We start from the raw sequence: 18381 nt of genomic DNA on the forward strand, positions 1-18381 counted from the left end.
CGGTGCTCGCCTGGCTGCGCTCCGCCTCACTCATGTCTCTACAGCGTTACTGGTTAAGCCTATCCCAGCACTCAAAGCCGCATTTCTTTGCGGCCACTTCCTGCTCAGATTTTATCAATTAAATAACGATGCGCTTTCGATGCCGCGCTGGCGGCCTTGAAAATATAGCGTTTGTCGTTCTTCAGTGCTTTCAGCCAGGAAGCGATATAGCTTTCATGCTGAACCTCCCCGACAATCCCTAGGTCCGCCATCAGGAATGCGCTTCCCAGTTCGGCGATCAACTCCTCAAACGCATAATTCTCACTGCCAAACTTTCCTTTCATTTCACGGTTCAGCCGGCTTTTTGCCCCGCTCCAGTGAACCAGCTCATGCAGTCCGGTGGCGTAGAAATTGGCCGCATCGGTAAAAAGACAACGTTCAGGTAAACGGATTTCATCGGTTGACGGTGCAAAAAAGGCGTTTTGTCCCTTCTCAATGATGGTTGCACCACTGTTACGGAAAAGCGCTTCCACCTGCGGTAACGGCTCAAAGGTCTCTGCCGGGAAAACGGCTTCGTCACTCAGAGGCAAACCATCAATTTGCTCAACATTAAACACGGTGAACGTCTTCAGCATCGGGATAAAGTCAGTTTCTCCGTCGTCATTTTCCTTTTTCAGGGTCGTATAGAAAATGGCTGTTGTGCCATGTTCGCCTTTACGCACCTGTCCGCCTTCCGCTTGCGCCTGTTTGTAAGTCATCCAGCGGGAATCGCTGAATCCCTGTTTAGATGCGCTGCACCACAGCAACATGATATTCATGCCACTATAAGCCACACCAGTGGCGTAATTGGAAGGCAGACCAGACATGCCATCTACACGTTGCCACGGGCAAGACCACGGTTTTACACCGGCTTCTAGCGCAGAAATGATGCTGTCAGTAACGGTCTGATAAATGTCGGTTCTGGTTTGAGAAAATTTCGTTTTTGAGGAGCCTGACGGGTCCAGCGGGGATACGCTAGTCGCCGCTGCGGTGTTAGGGGCGCTAGTCTGGGTATGCAGGGAAATCGTCATGGTTTTTTCTCCGTCAGTAGTGTGAATTTCGTCTTCGTATCGCCTGACGGTTCGCTTTCCCGGCATCGTTCCGGCCTGCAAGGGCGCAGAATGCGTGCTATTTACCCTTGCGGGACGGGTTGTGTTGGGAAACGATTAGCCGGAAGCTGATACGGGAACGAAAAGCACACGGAAGGAAAAGATATGACCTACATAGCCGGGCGTAGCGCCCCTTGGTCCGCAGCGGTGAAATGGATTGAAGGTTGTGGTTTAGGAATTGAATTTAACTGTATAACTTCAGACCTGATATAGCAGTGTTCTGAGGTAGAACACACTCAAATCTGGCTTTCTGCTTTGAGCTAGAAGCGGAAGTTCGCACATAGTTGTAATACTAACGTTGTCACGTTGGGATCCACGGGAAGTGGGTCAATTGGTCTACTATCGACTTATCCTCAATTTCACTTTTACAGTTTAATTGCACAATTTACTCCTTAGCCCCGCGTCAAATTTCTATTTCTGGCGGTTCTTCACCGAATATTTCAATCCATTCTGACTGCCAAGTGCTGCTCAGTGAAAACTTCCTGAACTTAGGATGCAAATCCGTCCTAATCAGCAACCATTTCTGTTTGATTAGAGAGTTAGAACGCAGCGCGCGTGAAACATTATTTGTATATTTTTTATTGTCATCATTTACTATGTGATCGTTAATTGTTTCTGTAATCTGAGTTCCAATGCTGGTCTCAAAACCAAGATAGGATCGTATCACCAGGGCGACAAAGATGAGAGGGATATACTCACTTCCGCAGGACATGACACTTTCAAGAGATAATGGCTTGAATGAAGGCGGGATGTCTATCTCTTCACCAGATGCGCAGTCTTTTTCAATTCCATCGCCGAAATCGAAGGATAAATTACCGTAATCGCTTTTCTCACGGTTAGCGGTAAACTCATCGTTGTTACCTATGTTACGACTGAACGATGCCACCAGTCGGCTTATACTTTTTTCCGTCAAGAGTACGTCTGTTTGAGTTCTCAGTAATGATAAAGTCAGTTTTTCTCTTAAATACTCTGATGACAGATATTTTGATATTATAACTGGTATCTGACTTTCTTCGACCAGATCAATAATTTCATGATTGGTGTTAATACTCTTATCATTATAAATCGCATTAATCAGTCTGGTGAGTTCTTGTTTTGCTTCGTTATAGGGCTTTTTTTCATGGAAAGGCAAATAAAGAGATGTTAAAGACAGGTAAATTGATGTATGGCAGATATCGAGTATCAAACAAGTGCCTAAAGGCGATATACGAAACGTATGGGCCGAGCTGACGGTGTACTCTATGTTGAAGTCGCTGTCAGAGGGTAGTTCAATACATTCAATAATCCTTTCTTTAACCGAACTCTCAATTGCTTTGCTAATCCAGTCTTTTTTATAACCATAAAGTGATGCGAACCGGATTATCCTTTCAAGGCTAATTCCTTTTGCAATTTCGCCGGGGGAAACAGCATCATTCAGAAAATAGAGTATTCTTAACTTCAGGAAGTAGCACTGGTTTACGTTCTGATAGGGCAGGTAAACATTCGGTATATATGCTTTTTCCGTGTGATCGGGATGGTAGGTGAGCGTGGAGATAACATCCTTTTTACGCCATGCTGATTCGTTTCCCAATTGGTAGTGTACGTGTTTAATCAATTGATAAAAGTTTCTGATATTATGCCAAGACACGGAAGATAATATTTCCAGAATGGGCATACTCTCATTCGACAGTTGAAGATTTTTCCTCAGCACATCAGCGTAGAAATTCATTTTACCCAAGAAATCTTGAAGCTGATATTTTTTTCTCCAGTCTCTCATCCTAAAGTCTTCACTAAGACATTCTTTAATATACTTTATCCTAGTCGAAATTAGTTTGTTAAAGTCCGGTGATTTGAGATGAATGATCTTGTCTTCTGGCCTAACGTCCAGAAAGCCTTTATCTTTATTCTTAAAAAAGGTGAACTCCCTGAGTGTGATGATGACTGTTGCACCCGATGCTTGGGTTATTAAATGAGATAAAGCATAAATTTCCTCTTGAAACGATTCAGAAGCTCGGTCGACATTATCAATAACAATAATAACACTTTTATTTTCCTTGACACGTTTTTGGAATATATTTAATACTAGACTCTGCCGGTTGGCGCTTTCCTTTTCCAGTAGTTCAGCTTCTTTCACCATAAACATTTCTGGATTTTTGGAAAATATATCCTTGTAGGGGCCGTTTTTTAACACTTTAATTTCATGCGCAAATGTGATACGTAGTGCATCTAATGTAAACTCGCTTTCATACTCGTTTTTTATCTTGTCATGCAGATAATTGAATACGATGTTTTTCACATCAATGCTATGTTTTGATACGTCATTTATCAAATCTATGATGATTGGGGTTGCATATATGTTCTTTTGCTGTCTTGCTTCTACTAAACATTTAGTCACCAGAGTGGTCTTTCCACATCCAACGGCACCAGTAATGATGATAACTTTACCAGTATGATGCTCCAGGATGAATTCTTTCCCTTCAGAAGGTGAGAGATCTAACGCATCATTAGGAAGAAAACTGGGTTTTGAATCTTTTAACGCTCTTTTTATTTCTCCTTTAAACTGATCCAACTTAGAGTCACTGACAAAGCAGTGCTCCAGCATTTTTCGCTGATTTTTCTCTGTTATCTGAGAGAAAAAGTTTTCATAAAAATCATCGATCCATTGATTATCTTTGTTACTATCCCAAATGAAATCATGAACATGATCTTTTAGCATGTAACACACTTCTGACGGTACATGATTCAGTTCTGAGAGATAGCTGTCCAGATTATTCTTTTCTGTGCTCTCCCTAGAGATGAGGTTATACATGAGATCAAACGAAAACTCATCTCCAAAGATATTCCCAAAATAAACGCCTTTCATCGAGTCAGTTGTTTTACCTGCTTTTGGCAGCATTGGGCAAACAAACCACTCTGCACCATTTGTGATCAATGCATACTGAACCGCTTTTTCGACACAGTATCTTTGTGCCTGATCGATCACCTCAGAGATTTTCTTATTGAATGCTTTTTTAAGATAGGCGACAGAGTATTCGTTCAAAGTTAAGGTGTTTTTGGGGAGTCCGAAGGTCACGCCGATTTTTTTGGCTTCAACCACAAGGCGAGGCGTTCTTTCCGTACTCAGTATATAATCGGCATATCCCGCTGTTCTGCAATACGCTTCCGGCGTAAATTCTTCTTTATTCCAACCCAGTATATTCAGGATCTCATCTATCACCAGTAAGCGGCTTTCAGCTTCATTTGCTTCAAAAAGAATATCTTTTCGGGCAATATACCGTTCCTGAACTTCCTTAAATTTTTCGAAAGCCTTTTCTCTGCTCATACTTAGCCCCAATAAGAGTATTGAAAATTTCTGATCCGTGGCGCTTATCTCAATGTTCATGCTTTTCTGTTTGATTTATAACCTGTTATCGCATCTTTCGGAGACAACTGAAATAGGGATGACATCATTTTTTATGAGTAATCCTGCATTCATGGCAAATCAGGGCTGACATACTTCCCTTTGGTTAGTACAGACCATTTTAGAAACTTCCGCTACTGGCACTTTGCAACCAGTTACCATGAGCATTTATTCATAAACTGCCGGGATACACACTGCTTAAAGCAATCTATCCCGGCACGGTGTGCTAGCCGTTAATCAGACGGGCTATTAACTATGAGCCCTTAGTCATATCAGACAGGCGGATATTGTCATGTACCGAAAGGATCAGAATATAGCGGATGAATGCCATTGCATTAGGCAGCTTGTCATCCTCAGGATGATCCTCTGCGAAAACCGGATATCATGCGATGGGTTTTAGCTCATAGCGGTAAGGATCGGTATCCGGTTTGGTAAATGGCCGTCCTAATCGCAGTCAGCACTACTCTGTTCATGCGCTTTCAGCAACCCTGTGAAAACCAAAAGCAAGAGGTTCACGTGGTGTTCATAGTGACTAATGCGCCCTGTTTACACACATTGCTGGCATCAATCTCCGTGGCCAATCCCACTGTCAGGATTAGGATGAGGGGTCGACGGAGTCATCGGGTGCTGACGCACCGGTTATTCCTGTAATCCTGCGTTTTCTCTTTCCGGAAAGCGATTTTATAAGCGGGTGTGGTTTGTGTTAAGCCCCTTAACGGGAGATATCGTTCATGGAGTCAATGCTTCAGTTACTTCACTTACTATGGCTCCTTCGGCTCGCTGGCAAGTCGGATCGTCAGCCCGACTGCGCTAAACGGTAGAGCGGTAAGCTCCGTCGGACCAGTGGCGTTCCGGACCTGACAGCCGGGGTCTAATGGAGTACTACGGGAACAGACATTAAATCAGCATCTCTCGCAATCTGATGGGAGAGTCTCCCCGGGGGAATACACTAGCGCTCAGACTGTAAGATCCTGTCGGGTCCCCTCCTAGTATAATCATTATAGGCTCAAGGCACTGATAACCAGGTGTTGCTGCAATGCTTGTCATGGACATGAGGTCATCACGACTGGGCTCGGGTGATCCCCCTGGATGGAAATGCCACTCACCAACGTAATACAGTCCCGTTTTCCAGCGGGCACGAAGTATAGATCTCAGACCTTTGACACCTCGCTGAAATGTCGTCCGGCCAGCGAGTGAATCTGCAGGCCGTGTCGTGGCCTCCTCGATCATGGCCGTCGAACTGTCCTCACTGTATGAGCCAATCAAAATACCGCCTGTTTCATTCACACCGGCTTTGAGACATTCGGAAACCATCTGATTAATGGTTGAGGAGCTAAGGACGACCGTATAGGTCGCCCCATCACTGGAAAAAGTCACATCTTTAATACTCATGCGGTTCTCGCTCGACAGTGCCATCAGGCATCTGCTTAAAATATTCATAGATTCTCCCTGGCGCACTGACCACCCTGCAGATGAACTTTGTTCCAACGGCCGCCCATAACTGTACGTCATCGGCACGGGCCGGAAAGACGGGATGCCAGCAACCGATCCCTTCTATTCTGGCCTCATCCATGTCGATTTCAGGTGACGCCGAGTCGTCGAAGCGGCTGGAAGCATCCGTAACAGGAAAAGTTGTTTCACTGGCAGCAAAGGCAAATAAACCTTCTGCTCGCCATGTCATAGCCAGACTGATAAATATTTTTTCACTTTGCCAGTCAAATGCCGCCAATGCATTAAGAACACCATCATCACCGGTACAATCAATGATGACGTCATACTTACGCAGTGAGCATTTTGCAACCTCACTATCAGGGGGAAAGGCGGTGCTGAATGAACGCGCACTCGCGTCAGGCAGAATGCGATTCAAATGTTCGACAAGCGCAGACGCTTTGTTATGCCCAACTGACGTCATCGTCAGGGAGTGGCGGCTCAGATTTCCGGCCTGTAGAAGGTCTGCGTCCAGAATGCCCTGTCTGACAACACCAATGCGCATAAGGTTTTCTGCAATCATACTGCCCAGTGAGCCTGCGCCGATTATCAGCACCTTTTTGCTGCGGATGTCGTTGGCTGCTTCGCCCCGCGTTCTGAGCTGGTCAGCAGCCCAGTTTTGTGTCCGCACCCACCGGATGGGGTCCTGTGAAGCTGGCTGTTCGCGATCCCATGCTCTTCGATTCCGTTCCGTTGGGCGGAATCCAGGGCGTTTCGTCATTTCATCACTGAGGCCCGTTAAACGCAGAGCCAGCCAGTGGATGCGTGCTGGAGCATCTCCAACTTTGTTTTCCAGCGGGAAGCCCAGCAAGAACAATCCGGGCATGCGTTGCTTCCGTTGGGCTCTGACAGAACGGCCAATATCCGAAAAGAGATCCGGCAATGATATCCCGCATTGCTCGAAGCACTGGCTCAGTTCCTGCCACGTTCTCGGTGCCTGCCAGGGGGACAGAACGGGGAGAGTGGGCAAAATAGACCACACTGCGTTTGTTGTTCTCGCGCATTTACGCATAAACGGAGACCATTTGGTTGCCCGGATAAGCTTTCCCTTGTTATCAAAAAACTCACGTAAAAAGCGGGTCCTGTGCGCGCTGGACAATCCACTGCTGCTCGCAAACCCCCATTCTCCTGTTTTTGATGCCCAGAAAGGCAGGTCATCCATCTGTTCGCTAAAACCGATCACGGCAAAGGGCGACTGTTCAGGGAAGGCGGGTAACTCAACTGCATCCCCCGTTATGGTCAGTTTATCCTGAGCAGCAGCGTCAATCCACAGCAGCAACCTGCTGAGTCGCCAGCTAATTCTGTCGTGTAAAGCTTCAGGTTCCTGACCCCATAAGTTACGACCAAATGCGGCTGGCGTGTTCTCAAGGCAGGGATTTCCTGATGTCCATGCGCGGGGAGACGCATCGGAAAAGTTGTAGTTTTGGTGCTGAAAAGTTACCGATATACCTTCCGATTTATCGGGATAAACCTCTACACGTATCTGGGCCTCTTCCTGCCAGAGCACCAGATGCCAAACGCTGTTGTCTGGCATAAACCGGGATGCTGGTACGGAAAGCTCTGCGGTGAATTTAAGCGACCATCTTTTATCAGCAGAGAGCACCCAAGCATTGTTCGTCCGCATCCTTAAATCATTATTGATAAGGGTGAAAACTGCCTGCAGCTCTGCTGGAACCTGCTGAACGATTGTTCTCAAGCGAAGCGTCCGGTTTTCTGTGGTTCTGCTGGTTTACTTGGCGCTGTAAATCCAGCATTGCGGTCGCCGCCCTGAGGTCCGGGCACTGGAAACTTGGAGCCGAACAGCTGGCGCCAGAGTTCTGCGCTTTCTTTAGGATCCTGAGACGCCAGCGCGTTACGGGCAATTTCCGCCGCACCCGCAATACCCTCATAAAATGAACAAAAATCCTCAGCCGATAAGCGCGCCATCACGTCATGTTCTTCAACCCCGTGATCCGGTAAACACGGCTTGGCTTTCTGATTGTAAATGGCTGCCCAGCGGGACAGAAAAGTGTCCATCAGCTGAACCAGACCTTTGCCCATTGAGGTGGTACCATCATCCAGCGCGTTACCAATCAGATGCTCCAGGGGATAGCCTTTAGGGTATTTAGGAAGGTTTTCGCTGTTCTGCTGTCGCCACCATTTCACCGCCCTGACGAGGTTGATGTAGTGGCCGTTGCAAACGCGATTTTTCTCAGCGGTCCATCGGATCTGCGCGAGCGGATGCGTCCTACCCCACTCGTTCTTGTCCCTGTCAGGAAGCACTAACGGGTGGGCTTTCCATTCTGAAGCGGGGGCGTCTTCAACCTGGGCTCCGTTAGCTTCATACAATCCACCCATTATGGGGGCCCAGCTTTTGTTCAGGCGCCAGTCAATTTGCTCTTCCAGAGAGTTAACCGTCAGAACTGACTCTGACTTATAGAGCTGCTCAAGATAGTTTTTTTCTGCGCCTGACTCTGGAATGGCAGTGATCACAAGGTCCAGTTCGACGTACGAGAGGGTGATACCAAAGGAGCGTCCCTGAGGTTCCCATTTCCCCGGGTAATATTTGTCGAGGAATGGGATGAACAGATCCATTGCATCAGTGGGTGGCATCCGGGTATGGTCAAGGTTGGTCACCACGACAATATCAACATCAGGGCGCTTATCGCCCAGCGGACGGATTGCCGTTGAACGACGAATACTGCCCTGCAGAAACGTCGATACAACGATATCTTTGAGTAGATCGAAATTTTTCAGGCGCTCGCGAAGCGTCCTTGCGCCGCTTTTCCAGTCTTCCTTCTGCTTATCTGTCGGCCTAATGTTTGCTAAGAATTCGCTGAACTGTGGTTGAAGTTCCATGGTGATTAAACCTTAAATGAAGGAAGGTAAGAGCCATCTCGCTGGCGTTGAAAGTCAAACTCGTAAAAGATGCATGTACCCAGAAAATCGGTGTGCTGGCCAAGATAAAAATTAACGGCATTTGGCGCAGCGCTGAAAATATGCAGACTTGCTTCAACAGGTAAATCTGCATCCGTGACAGCATCGGATATCTGTTCGGCAAGCGCTACGGCATGTGAACCGTTTTTCACCGCACGTGGCCCACATCCGTTTGCGGGGGTGGCGTGAATGATCCGTCCTATGTCAGGCTGATTTGCGAGTATGTACGCGCGTGCTTTTGGCAGTGCATTTCTCGCCATGCTGAGCACTAAAGCAACATGACTACCGCTTCCGACAGTCTCGGTCTCGATAACCGCATCAGGTTCATTGTGCGGTTCGTTTTCAGACCAGATGGAGTCACCCGACCTTCCTTTCTGGACCAGCTCTATTTCCACACCTGACTTGTGACCGATACATTTGCCGGCAAGCAAAGCAATTGAGCTGTGGGTATGCAGATACAGTCGCACTTTACGCTCCGTCTGTCTGATACCTGTCAGGAAGGTTTCTATTTGGGGCTTAATAACATCATTCCACGCAATGCCAGGGGAGGGAAAACGACCATCGAACAGTGAGAGAAGGGAGAGAGTATGTTCCGGAAGCGCATCCATGATTTCCAGTGGTCCATCACTGAAAGAGCGCAGCGCAACACTTCTGAACTTTTCAGGTGGTTCGGGCCTGAGCCAGTTCTCTTCTAAGCACAGGGCTGTGAATTGTTCTCGTGTAAAGCTATAACGTTCCTGACTGCGTAATGCACGCGCAGCTGCATCGAACTGGAAGTCAGAACTGGTTTCGCAGGTAATCAGGCCAATGATCTGGAAGCAGGTATTAACTTTTTCACGCATCGCTTCAAGCGTGGGCTGTGATTGGTGGATGTGAAACCCTGTCAGTACCTGCTCTAGCTCCTGGTCTGTGGCAAGCTTGAGATGTTCACGCCAAAGCTTGCGAACCTTTCCCTTTCGGCTCCTGTCAGTCGTGCCATCGAACAGCTTATCGAGTCGTAAGGAGCCATCCACATTGCTGATTATCTCACCAAGCGGGTCTTCATCAATAATTCGGTCTGTCGTAACAAGATTAAAAGCAGAGTTGGCAGGCACGGTACTCTTTGCCTGTTGTAGCCTTTCAAGGATTGAGAAGGTCTCAGCGCCAATGAAGGCCGGATCAATCAAGTCTTCGAAACCAAAACTTGTAGCCTGTGTAACGTGAAACTTGATTTGATAGTAATCGGCTTGAATCCGCTCGGGCCCAGTGCTGCGGCGGGGAGGGTTATAACGTGTAATTACGTCATCAAAGGCTTTAGGGCCGTCGGCCTCATAGGACACTTCTGCGACAAAATCCTGTTGAGGATTTTTAAGCCGGGATGCCTGAATCCAGAAATATCGAGCCTGATAATCATGACCGTGCCAGTTTGCCAACACAGCAGTCGCCATAAGATTCCTCCCAAATAACAGTAATATTTCGAAACTATCACGTAAGAAGACACTGTTCAAGCAGACAGTGTTGTCGTCGATTTTTGGGAGGTTAAACGAATTCATCTGATATAAATAATTGATTTTTAATAAACAATCTGACATGTAAATAATAATTTCTATCAGACTTCAGTTAAACAGAAGAGTAAGATTTTTTATTTTCCATATTGTCCCTGAAAAAAGCACTTAACTGCATGCCCATACTGAATGATCAATTCTTAATGATTCTGAAATTTTGCAACGGTGTGATTATTGACTGTGTATTCAAGACATCAGAGCCATCAAGGTCATGATACCTGGTGCCCCTTCGGCACCCAGTCTAGCCGGGTCCCGCTAAGGGATGAGTTCCGGCATGATGGCTGGGGTCTGATGGCGATCGCTGGTCCCAGCACCGCTGAAAGTCGATCTAGTCAGTCTTATTGGCCCAAATGAGTAAAAGACAGGGAAAAGAAACAGTCCGCTGAAAGTAATGGAAGATAAAAAAGAAATTGTAAACACGGTTTGTCAGCTGTGAGCGAGGTGCGGACGTTTAGAGCAGTGCCGCCATTTTAATCTCTTTCGATTGCTATAGGCGACAAGATATATTATTGATGGCAAATTGATATTACTCAGGCTTTCAAGGACGGCCCATGTACATCCAGCACATAGAGATATCTAATTTCCGAAAACTACTTTCTGTGCGAATTGACTTCGCTAATGAGACCACGCTGCTTGTAGGTGCAAACAACAGCGGCAAATCCTCTGCCATGCTGGCACTCCGGAGATTTTTGGTTTCTAAAGCTTCAGCTTTTCGGCTCCAGGATCTGACTCTTTGTCATCTCGCCAAGCTGGATGAGATTGGTAAAGTTTGGGAGAACGCGCCGGAAAACTTTGAAATCCCTACAGCCAAGGACTGGGCTGACTGGCTCCCTAGTCTGGATATCTGGGTGTCAGCAGATCAAGGGGAGTTCCACTACATCCGGGACCTCATACCCAACTTTGCGTGGCGCGGAGGACTAGTGGGAATGCGTTTTCTGCTTGAACCTGATGATATGAATACGCTGTACACGGACTATCGTAAAGAGCGCACGAGGGTTGTAGAGCTTGAAGATGCTCTAGAGAAGGAAGAACCACCCGGTAGACCGCTGAAGCTATGGCCGCAGAGCCTACATGATTACCTGAGCCGTCGGCTGGGAGATAAATTCAAAATAGGTTGGTACCGCCTAGATCCGCAACAACTTAAGAAGCCTGACAAGTCGACCAGAATGGCGCAAATGCAGCAACTAAGCCCTACTGCCCTGCCCTTGGAAAGTAATCCTCTCAGTGGATTAATTCGAATACATGAAATCAATGCACAGCGGGGATTCGGCGACCATTCGGACGACAAACAAGGAGATCATACTAGACCCAGCGGCACTCAAAAACTCTCGGAACAACTCAGATCTTATTACTCCCGACACCTTGACCCAGGTGACAGCCCTGATGTCTCAGACCTCGAAGCGTTGCGGGCGATAGAAGCAGCCCAGTCGGCATTCGATACGAAGCTAGGTAGCAGCTTCGAACCTGCTATTAGAGAGGTCGAGGGATTGGGTTACCCCGGCCGTAATGACCCACGCATCAAAGTCGCAAGTCGCCTAGCAACAACTGACGGCATGAACCATGAAGCGGCCGTCCTTTTTGAGTTGGATTCAATCCAGGGTGTCCCAGGAGCCCCTCCTCTTCATTTACCAGAGACCGCTAATGGGTTGGGATATCAAAACCTCATATCTATGATTTTCCGGCTGATGGGCTTCAGGGACGAGTGGCTGAGAAAAACCAGGGCTGCCAGCACGGAAGTAATAGACCGCGTCGAGCCCATCCACCTCGTGCTCATTGAAGAACCTGAAGCCCACCTTCATGTTCAAGTGCAGCAAGTGTTCGTGCGGCACGCCTACCAAGTTCTATGCCGAGACGCTTTGCTTGAACGCTACCCAAATCTGAAGACTCAGCTTTTGGTGAGCACTCACTCCAGCCATGTAACACATGAAGTGGAGTACCAGAACCTTAGGTATTTCAGGCGGCTTCCAGCCGGGATGTATGGTATCGGTGTACCGGTGTCGACGGTCTCTAATCTCTCTAACGTGTTCGGCGAAGGAACAAAGACGAAGGAGTTCGTAACCAGGTATCTGCGGGCACAGCATGCAGACATATTCTTCGCCGATGCCGTCATCTTGGTAGAGGGTTCAGCAGAGCGAATGATGCTGCCGCATTTTTTGCGAAATAAGTTTCCATTCCTTGACCGCTGCTACATCACAACCCTCGATATCGGTGGCAGTCACGCACATCGATTAAGGCCTTTAATTGACGCCCTTGGCATCCTCACTCTGGTTATTACAGACCTCGATGCAGGGCTTAATAAAGCTGCAAAACCGGTGCAAAGAAACTCAGATCAGATTACGAACAATCCGACATTGCGAAGCTGGATGAAACTGATGCATCTGGGCAGCACAGTGGATGAACTGCTTGAGTTACCAGCGAACCAAAAAGAGCACAAAATCGACGACCTGTACTCGGTACGTATCGCCTATCAAACTCCTATTTCCACCCACCTGCCCGCTACTGGTGAAGTAATACAAGCTCTTCCAAATACCTTTGAAGACAGCTTTGTGCTTAGCAACGCTGGTTACTTTGCGGAAAAGACAAACGGTACTGGTCTGATGAAGGCTTTCGTAAAAATTTTGAATGACGCGCAAACATCAGAAGCCGTCGGAGAAGGGTTTTTCAACGAATTACGCGAAGGAAAGAAAGCAGAGTTTGTGTTGCTCGTTTTGGGCGACAAAAACTTTCCCAGCCTCGAAATCCCTGAGTACATCATTGAAGGCCTCAACTGGCTTGAGTCCAAATTGCGAAGCAAGCAAAAAGAGCTTCTGGTAATTCCGCCCGAGGGCGCGGAGGTGACGTCATGAGCGAGGCAGTTGTCGCAGATGCCGACACCATTATGCAGGCTTGCCTGAATCTGTCAGATCCGAAGAGTTTTTTTCTTTACGCAGGTGCGGGCTCAGGAAAAACCCACTCACTTGTCGAGGCTATCCGCGAACTCAAAAGTCGCGAGCGAGAACGCCTGACGTTCGAGGGGCGGCGCATTGCGGTGATTACCTATACAAACGCAGCATGCGAGGAGATTCTTCGAAGGCTAGAGTTTGATCCACTCGTGGAAGTCTCAACCATTCACGCGTTCGCCTGGCGCCTAATCCAAGGATTCGACAACGAGATCAGAGAGTGGCTAAGGATCAAACTTGCCCAGGACATTGAGAAGATCGAGGGCGAGCTAGCACGCTCGAGAGGCGACAATAAAACATCTCGAGCAAACCGACGGAAGCTACAAAGCAAAATACGCAGACTTGAGACTCTCGACGAGATTACTAAGTTCACCTATAGCCCTACAAGTAACAACAGAGAACGACAAGCACTCAATCACGATGAAGTCATCAAGTTGACCGCAGCATTCGCTCCTGAGCGCCCTTTGTTGGATGTTCTAGTAGACCGCTACCCAGTTGTATTGATCGACGAAAGCCAAGACACCCACGCGCCAGTAATGGAGGCTTTTCTGAAAGTCCAGCAATTGGCGCAGACACGCTTCTGCCTGGGGCTACTCGGCGACACCATGCAACAGATTTACGGCCATGGGGTAACGCACCTTGATAAAGCAATCCCGGATGACTGGCGGAAACCTGAAAAGGTCGTTAATCGCCGCTGTCCTCGTAGAGTGATAGACCTTATAAACGTGATTCGAAGCGCCGTAGACAATCATCAGCAGACCCCAAAGCCTGATGCCATTCAAGGTGTAGTGCGCATGTACTGCATTAGCCAAAACCAAGAACAGGCAGCAAATCTTGAGGAAGGCATCGCTCATTCGATGGCTGCAATCACCGACGACGGAGAATGGGCTACCGGCCCTGAAGGCCGAAAGACCTTGATCCTCGAACATAAGATGGCTGGACGGCGGATGGGGTTCGAGAAGCTGTTCACGCCCCTCTACGCGGTTGAGCACCTTCAAACAGGCTTGTTGGATGGAACCCTGCCCGCACTTCGCGTTTTCAGCGAAGGCGTTCTTCCCATCCTTACCGCAAAGGACGATCACTTCCTTCTGCTTGAAGCAGTACGCTCTCGCTCTTCCTTGCTCAGCAAGGACGCTATGCAATCAACAGTGGATCAATCGGCCCACATGCAGCGTGTAGAGGACGCGACGCACACCCTGCTCTCTCTTTTCGAAAGAAACGATCCAACACTGAGCGAAGTCGCAACGCTTCTGTTGAAAACCCAACTGCTTGATGTTCCTGAAAATCTGATTGAGGCAATGGTGTTGGGATCTCCTGGTGAGGCGCCCGATCCTGAAGATACGAACGCGATAACCAATTACGCCTATCAGCTATTTCTTGAGCGCCCATTTTCGGAGCTGGCAGCTTTTGCGACTTATACAGATGGCCTTTCACCCTATGGTACGCACCAAGGCGTAAAGGGACTCGAGTACCCTCGAGTTATGGTTGTCATCAACGATGATGAGGCAGACGGCTTTTTGTTCAGCTACGACAAATTGCTGGGTGTGAAAGAACCAACAAAAACTGATCGAGACAATGAGCGTGAGGGCAAGGACCACGCACTAGCTCGTACTCGCAGGCTTCTCTACGTAACGTGTAGTCGTGCTGAAAATAGCTTAGCGATTGTCGTATATACACCTCAGCCGACACTGGCCAAGCGAAACGTTGTTGCTGCTGGCTGGCTCCAAGAGAGCGAAGTCGAAATCCTATGAAGCTTCCTCCTTGGTCTGATTAGACCGTGACTTGTATATGTCCAATGACCACTTCTTGCACTGAGTCGCTTTCAGTAAAACCTTGGGCAGTTATGAGCGAGGAGCGGACAATGGTGCAGTTGAGCTGTTTAATTGCTCATAACTCGCTGATTCATATTATACTGGAAAAATTATCTGATTGGAGCGAAAAGCTGGTGCACCTGCTTTTCGCTCCAATCAAATCACGCTAACTCAAGAAATATAATGTATATGCAGTTTGGGGGCCTCTTTTAGCACTTCATTCAATATTTCAGATTGTGGTTTTAGGTCAGTGATAAGATGTATGCTAATATTTGAACCAAACTGGTTTGCTCTATCTATTCCGGCCAGAAAAAGATCCACACTCTCGATATTATAAAATGATGTGTAATCAAAAAGATTTATATTCTCGACATGAACATTACCCCCTCTGAGCCATATGACTTCATCGAAGGCGCCCAATACTTTATGGAGTTCTTTGATATACTCTTCAGATTTTACGAGGGTTTTCAGCATGCTCTGTGAGCCATCAACTACAAGTACAATTTGACGAGGTTCTTCATTCGCAGAATACTCATCAAGTATTGAGCTGAGTGCCCCTTTTAAAGGCGAAATATTTTGTGGTTTGAAATCATCAAGAAGTGCATAGTTTGTAGTAAAATCGACTTTATCATAGTTTAATAGTATCAGCTTACCGTCGGGACCGATAGAATCATTATAAGCTTCAGCAACACCATCGAAATATCTCTTTTTAAGGAGCAAAAACCTCTCATTCTCAGGCATCTTATGCTGTTTGCATTCAACTATTGCTCGAACAATATTAGGAGTGAGAGCTTCCGGGTGCCCCTGAACAACTACAATGTCAGGATGAACACATTGCCCTGTCGTCCTGCGATATGAAGGTTGGTAAATAATCTGCCCTAGTGGATTCGAATTTTTTTCAGCAACTACTACTTTTTGCCCCAGTTCAAGCAAGGAAGCACCGTCAGAGGACTGTACTAGTGTAAAGCCACGAGACTCAAAGAGTTGTAGGGTGATTATCAAACACCATAGTTCGTAAATTTGCCAGCGAAATGTCCAGAATGGTAAAGATAGAATATCCTCTAGCTTTGTACTATTATAAAAGTCTTCTACTAATGGTTTTAATTCTGCAAAGTCTTCTTGTCGCCAGAGGTTTTTGCTCCGTATGGCTGACAGGTAAGGAATTGCGTCTGTCGCTCCATAATATCCATCGTCAATTAACCCTTCTTCTTTGACGTGCTTACACATATCATGAATTCTCGAAGCAACACTTGTTGGGTCTGCATCATCGGGTTTTAGTGGCATCGGGGCATATCTAATATAACCCTTTCCATCATTATGTTTACAGCAAACAGTAGCAAATTCATTACAAACCTCGTTGAATTTGTCTTTATCAAGGGTCTTGTTGAGCAGCTTTTGATATTTCCTGAATGCTTCGAAATTTATTGCTATCGACTCCCCATTAATATTGAAATTCCATTCAATATCGAGGGCATTTTTTGACGTTCTAATTAATGTACGTTCGCAATAAATCCAAATATCTTGGAACATTTGAGAAAGCGGTTCCATTGTCTCAATCATAGCTGTCAGATACTTCTGAGCTGTGATTTTTTTACTCTCGTCGGAAGTGATAAATTTCTCGTCTGGTATACCTAGTTTATTAGCAAGTACAACCAGTAATTCACGATCCCGTGGAGAAGGGCCATACCCCTGCGCGACTCCAAGATTTTCGGTGTACCACAGTGCTCTGTGGATTTCTGCGCATTCTTTTATTGTCATGTTTACCTTCATAAATCATTAATTAATATTAGTGAAATTAAACCCCTCCAACAACCATAGTTAATCAAAGAACTGTTATGCTGATTCTTTGTCAAACTTATATTTTTCAGCAATATATTTTGCTGAGTTTTCAATGTACGGAAATACAGTGCTTTCATTTATATTTAACAGATCGAGTTCTTTAAGAATTTGTTTCTTATTTTCAACAGTGATTCTCGTTATGGCAATTTCAGACGTTCCTTCTTCGCTCATTACTGCATCTAGACCATACAATATAAATGCCCCAGACTGAGATGAAATCCTAGCATTACTCTTCTTCCCTTTTACACAGATTATCCTCCTTAAGTCCTCAGCAAGTATATTCATCTCAAAATACGATTTTTCTTCTCGTATGAAATGTCCTAGTTTTTTTATTGCTATTTGTTCGTTAAAATTCGGATGATCAAAATCAATATCATCCTTATCTTTTTTTGGTAATCTAGCTAAATTCGCAATGCAACTTGCAACATCGGAGTCAAAATACTTAACATCACTACGCTTCATTGAGAAAATGATGACTTCTCCATCTTCCGTATGTGCTGATTTGCAAGAAAAATACAACGCAATAAGTGGATTTGATGTTATATCTAACAACCTTGTAGGCAACGAATAATGCTGCATACGAACAAGAGTATCTAGAGTATTCACATCGGATTGGAAGTCAGCTGAGTTTGATACTATCAATTCTTTATATAAGAGATGTTCACTTTCAAGGTGTAAAGGATTCCCTTCATCATCTTTTCTAAATAGGGATGGCTCCAGTTTGTATTTACTTTTATTTGAATGACCTCTATAAAAAACTTCTGAACCAACCTTTCTTTCAGCCGAAATAACTTTTGCAATAAAACCCTGGACAGTTGTAACCTTAGGGTTGTTATACTTTTTTGCAGACAGTCTCACTGATTTTTCCGGCTCGAGAACATGCTCATCTTTTATTACTCCTGCTTCTTTAAGCCGTAAAAAGAGATCTTCATCTTTGACGGCCCAATGGGTTCGGTTCATTTCCCAATTGCGGAAATCAAGTAGCATAGCTAAGGGCTTAATTTTTTCAAAAGGAATAGGTGGGAGATTTTCATTCAGCTCAAACTCTATAAATATTTTCCTTCCTCTTTCTTTGATTGAATTTAATTTTCCAATCCGCAGATCATTTATATCGCCTTCGTACGCAAATAAACAAGGATATCCTTTCAAAGTTTCAATTAAATCCGGGGTAAGAGACTGAAAAATGGCAGCAATAGATTCAGTCGTATATTCTAGGAATCTGCTTCTATCAAACTCGTAGGATTTTTCATCCCAAGCACCTTCTCTTGCGGTGACTAAAAGGTTGTACATGATGAAAGACGCTCCATTAAAGTTATCTTACATGCGGCAAGCAATCTA

The 18381-nt window shown here is 46.0% G+C and carries 9 protein-coding genes; 2 read left to right on the plus strand and 7 right to left on the minus strand.

All coding sequences use genetic code 11. The features are described 5' to 3' along the window. Positions 1–104: 104 nt before the first annotated feature. The 5 genes from JOE25_RS13255 to JOE25_RS13280 form a co-directional block, all read right to left on the minus strand. Positions 105–1049: a zincin-like metallopeptidase domain-containing protein gene (locus JOE25_RS13255; RefSeq protein ID WP_209636131.1), complete on the minus strand. Its 945-nt coding sequence runs from the start codon at positions 1047–1049 to the stop codon at positions 105–107. 481 nt (positions 1050–1530) lie between these two features. Further along, complete coding sequence (locus JOE25_RS13260) at positions 1531–4428, minus strand: AAA family ATPase (protein WP_209635832.1); 2898 nt, start codon at positions 4426–4428, stop codon at positions 1531–1533. A 1459-nt stretch (positions 4429–5887) separates the two neighbouring features. Beyond that, positions 5888–7690 carry a ThiF family adenylyltransferase gene (locus tag JOE25_RS13270; RefSeq protein ID WP_209635834.1) on the minus strand — a complete coding sequence of 601 codons (1803 nt, stop codon included), beginning with the start codon at positions 7688–7690 and terminating at the stop codon, positions 5888–5890. After that, the gene (locus JOE25_RS13275) at positions 7687–8832 is read right to left on the minus strand and encodes a hypothetical protein (protein ID WP_209635836.1); all 1146 of its coding nucleotides are present in this window, start codon (positions 8830–8832) and stop codon (positions 7687–7689) included. Before JOE25_RS13275 ends, JOE25_RS13270 begins: the two co-directional genes overlap by 4 nt. A gap of 5 nt (positions 8833–8837) precedes the next feature. Continuing rightward, positions 8838–10337: an SAVED domain-containing protein gene (locus JOE25_RS13280; RefSeq protein WP_209635838.1), complete on the minus strand. Its 1500-nt coding sequence runs from the start codon at positions 10335–10337 to the stop codon at positions 8838–8840. A gap of 668 nt (positions 10338–11005) precedes the next feature. Here JOE25_RS13280 and JOE25_RS13285 point away from each other — a divergent pair. Both JOE25_RS13285 and JOE25_RS13290 read left to right on the plus strand, forming a co-directional pair. Beyond that, a complete protein-coding gene (locus JOE25_RS13285; RefSeq protein ID WP_209635840.1) occupies positions 11006–13300 on the plus strand; it encodes an AAA family ATPase in 2295 nt (764 codons plus the stop codon). Further along, positions 13297–15144: a UvrD-helicase domain-containing protein gene (locus JOE25_RS13290; RefSeq protein WP_209635842.1), complete on the plus strand. Its 1848-nt coding sequence runs from the start codon at positions 13297–13299 to the stop codon at positions 15142–15144. The genes JOE25_RS13285 and JOE25_RS13290 overlap by 4 nt, the downstream gene beginning before the upstream one ends. A gap of 231 nt (positions 15145–15375) precedes the next feature. On the opposite strand, the gene JOE25_RS13295 is transcribed toward JOE25_RS13290, so the two are convergent. Both JOE25_RS13295 and JOE25_RS13300 read right to left on the minus strand, forming a co-directional pair. Continuing rightward, positions 15376–16962 carry a hypothetical protein gene (locus JOE25_RS13295; RefSeq protein WP_209635844.1) on the minus strand — a complete coding sequence of 529 codons (1587 nt, stop codon included), beginning with the start codon at positions 16960–16962 and terminating at the stop codon, positions 15376–15378. A gap of 75 nt (positions 16963–17037) precedes the next feature. Next, on the minus strand, positions 17038–18333 hold the full coding sequence (locus JOE25_RS13300; protein ID WP_209635846.1) for an FRG domain-containing protein: 1296 nt from the start codon (positions 18331–18333) through the stop codon (positions 17038–17040). Between the last annotated feature and the right edge of the window lie 48 nt (positions 18334–18381).

The organism is Serratia sp. PL17, assembly GCF_017832355.1.
In the GTDB taxonomy this organism is placed as follows: Bacteria; Pseudomonadota; Gammaproteobacteria; order Enterobacterales; family Enterobacteriaceae; genus Serratia.